This is a genomic window from Stenotrophomonas capsici, assembly GCF_034961085.1.
GTDB classification, from domain to species: Bacteria; Pseudomonadota; Gammaproteobacteria; order Xanthomonadales; family Xanthomonadaceae; genus Stenotrophomonas; species Stenotrophomonas capsici.
Map to the genome: position 1 here is coordinate 3,522 of NZ_JAYFUH010000250.1, position 3,203 is coordinate 6,724.

General features: G+C 66.5%; 3 protein-coding genes. 2 read left to right on the plus strand and 1 reads right to left on the minus strand.

What is annotated here, in order from left to right; genetic code table 11:
• Together VA603_RS18005 and VA603_RS18010 are read left to right on the plus strand one after the other, a co-directional pair.
• On the plus strand, positions 1-1,472 hold a 1,472-nt coding region (locus VA603_RS18005), incomplete at its 5' end, for a 3'-5' exonuclease (RefSeq protein ID WP_323439650.1).
• Positions 1,473-1,478: 6 nt separating this feature from the next.
• Positions 1,479-1,805: a low molecular weight protein tyrosine phosphatase family protein gene (locus VA603_RS18010; protein ID WP_323439651.1), complete on the plus strand. Its 327-nt coding sequence runs from the start codon at positions 1,479-1,481 to the stop codon at positions 1,803-1,805.
• Positions 1,806-1,975: 170 nt separating this feature from the next.
• Here VA603_RS18010 and rtcR read toward each other — a convergent pair.
• Positions 1,976-3,203: RNA repair transcriptional activator RtcR (gene rtcR / locus VA603_RS18015; protein WP_323439652.1), on the minus strand; the 1,228-nt coding region annotated here is incomplete at its 5' end.

A 3,203-nucleotide genomic window follows, 5' to 3' on the forward strand; every position in this document is an offset into this window, starting at 1 on the left:
GCGGGCATGTGTTCGTGGTCGGCGACGACGACCAGGCCATCTATGGCTGGCGCGGCGCCAAGGTCGAGAACGTACAGCGCTTCCTGAAGGATTTCCCGGGTGCCGAGACCATCCGCCTGGAGCAGAACTACCGCTCCAGCGCCAACATCCTGGGCGCGGCCAACGCGGTGATCGCGCACAACCCCGATCGCATCGGCAAGCAGTTGTGGACCGACAGCGGCGACGGCGACCCGATCGACCTGTTTGCCGCCTACAACGAGATGGACGAGGCGCGTTACCTGGTCGAGCGTGCGCGGCAGTGGGTGCGCGATGGCGGCAGCTATGGCGACATCGCCGTGCTCTACCGCAGCAACGCGCAGTCGCGCGCCTTCGAAGAAGCGATGCTCAGCGAGCAGGTGCCGTACCGCGTGTATGGCGGCATGCGCTTCTTCGAGCGTGCCGAAATCAAGGACGCGCTGGCCTACCTGCGCTTGATGACCAACCGTAACGACGATGCGGCCTTCGAGCGCGCGGTGAACACGCCCACGCGTGGCATCGGCGAGCGCACCCTGGACGAGGTGCGCCGCATCGCGCGGCAGCAATCGCTGTCGTTGTGGGAAGCGTCGATGCTGGCCACGCAGGGCAATGACCTGACTTCGCGTGCCAAGAATGCGCTGGCCGGCTTCATCAACCTGGTGCAGCAGACCACCGTCGAAACGGCGCCGATGAACCTGGCCGAGCGCATCGAGCATGTGCTGACCCGTTCGGCGTTGCGCGAGCACTGGAGCAAGGAAAGCCGCAACGCGCTGGATTCGGAGTCGCGCACCGACAACCTCGATGAACTGATCTCGGTGGCCTCGCGTTTCGTGCGTCGCGATGACGACATCGAGGAGGGCGCCGAGGACATGAGCGAGCTGGTGGCTTTCCTGTCCTATGCCTCGCTGGAAGCCGGCGAAGGCCAGGCGCAGGCAGGCGAGGAAGGCGTGCAGCTGATGACGCTGCACTCGGCCAAGGGCCTGGAGTTCCCGCTGGTGTTCCTGGCCGGCATGGAAGAAGGGTTGTTCCCGAGCGCGCGTTCGCTGGAGGAAAGCGGGCGGCTGGAGGAAGAGCGCCGGCTGGCTTACGTCGGCATCACCCGCGCGCGCCAGAAGCTGATCCTGGGCTATGCCGAATCACGCCGCATCCACGGCCAGGACAACTACAGCCTGCCCTCGCGCTTCCTGCGCGAGATCCCGCGTGAGCTGTTGAACGAAGTGCGCCCGAAGGTGCAGGTCTCGCGGCCGGCCTCGCTGGGCACCAGCCGGGTGATGGGACATGCCGCGATCGAGGCACCGCCGATCAAGCTCGGCGCGTTGGTCAACCATCCCAAGTTCGGCGAAGGCATGGTCACCGACTACGAAGGCAACGGTGCGCACGCGCGTGTACAGGTCGAGTTTGCGGATGCCGGCAGCAAATGGCTGGTGATGGCCTACGCCAACCTGACAGTGATCTGAGGCTGCATGGTCCGCCGCATCCTGTTCGTCTGCAGCCAGAACCGGCTGCGCAGCCCGACGGCCGAGCAGGTGTTTGCCGACTGGCCCGGCATCGAGACGGCTTCGGCCGGATTGAAGCCGGAGGCGGAGAACCCGGTGACGCCCGAGTTGTTGGAGTGGGCGGACCTGATCGTGGTGATGGAGCCGGTGCACAAGCGACGGCTGGGCGAGCGCTTTCAACGCTGGCTACGTGACAGGCGGGTGGTCGTCCTGGGGATCCCGGATGAGTACGACTTCATGGCGCCGGAGCTGGTGCAGTTGTTGAAGCAGAAAGTGCCGCCGTTGTTGGGTTGAGGGGCAGAAGCTACCCCTCCCCAGCCCTCCCCTTGGCTACGCCAAAGGGAGGGGGTAAGAGCGTGGCTTTGTGGCGATCGGATCGAACTGCACGTACTGCTCCCTCCCTTGCGCAGCAGGGGAGGGTTGGGGAGGGGTAACGCCTTCCGCTTCATGCCTCATGCCGCCCCTCATTTCCCAACAGTGCGTTCGCGCACCTGCTCCCAATCCAGCCCGAACTTCGCCAGGTACTTACGCAGCCGATCCGCATCGTTGGTGCTCGCGCGCTGCGTGCGTGACACCGCGAACAGCTCGCGTCCCGCCGCCGACAGCGAGCGTGAACGCTGGCACACGCGCACTACGTCCTCTAGTTGCACGCGATCAAAGCGGTCCAGCGCCGTCGCCGCCTCGCCCAATAGCGCGAGCAGCGGTGATGTCTCGTTGCCGCCGTGCCATTGCGCACGGAGCCGGGTGATCTCCGCATCCACGCCGTCGATCTGGATGCGTCCGGCCGTGGCCAGGGTCGCCATGCGCACCACGCTCGCTCCCAGGTCGCGGAAGTTGCCGCGCCAGGTAGCTTCGCTGCTGGTGGCAAACGACAGGTATCTCGCACGTGCCTCCACGTTGAAGCGCACGCGCTCGTGCTGTTCGCGTGACCAGCGCTCCAGCTCGAACTCCAGGTTGGGCTCGATGTCCTCGCTGCGCTCGGCCAGCCCGGGCAGCCGGTAGGTCCACAGGTTCAGGCGTGCCAGCAGGTCTTCGCGGAAGCGGCCCTGGCGGACGTCGTCCTGCAGGTCGCGGTTGGTGCCGGCGATCAGCTGGAAGTCGCTCTCCACCTCGCGGTCGCTGCCCACCGGAAGGAAGCGCTTTTCTTCCAGTGCGCGCAGCAGCATGGCTTGCTCGTCCGCGCCGAGTTCGCCGATCTCATCGAGGAACAGCAGGCCCTTGTCGGCCGAGCGCAGCAGGCCGGCGCGGTCGCCGCTGGCGCCGGTGTAGGCCCCCTTGGTATGCCCGAACAGCGTGCTCATCGCGCCATCGCCGCGCAGCGTGGCGCAGTTCACCTCGACGAAGCGGCCTGGCAGCTGATGCTTGTTCTTCTTCAGCTCGAACACGCGCTTGGCCAGCTGGCTCTTGCCGGCGCCGGTCGGCCCCATCAGCAGCATCGGTGCGCGCGAACGCGTGGCCACGGTTTCGATCTGCTCGATCATCCGGTTGAACGCCGGGTTGCGGGTGGCGATGCCGCCCTTGAGCAGGTCGCGGTCCTGCAGTTGCTGTTGGGCGAAGCGCTGGGCGATGTGGTCGTAGCGGGACAGGTCCAGGTCGATCACCGCATGGCTGCCGGGATCACCACTGGCCTGCTTGCGCGGCGGCGAGGTCTGCAGCAGGCGACCGGGGAAGTGGCGGCTCTCGGTCAGCAGG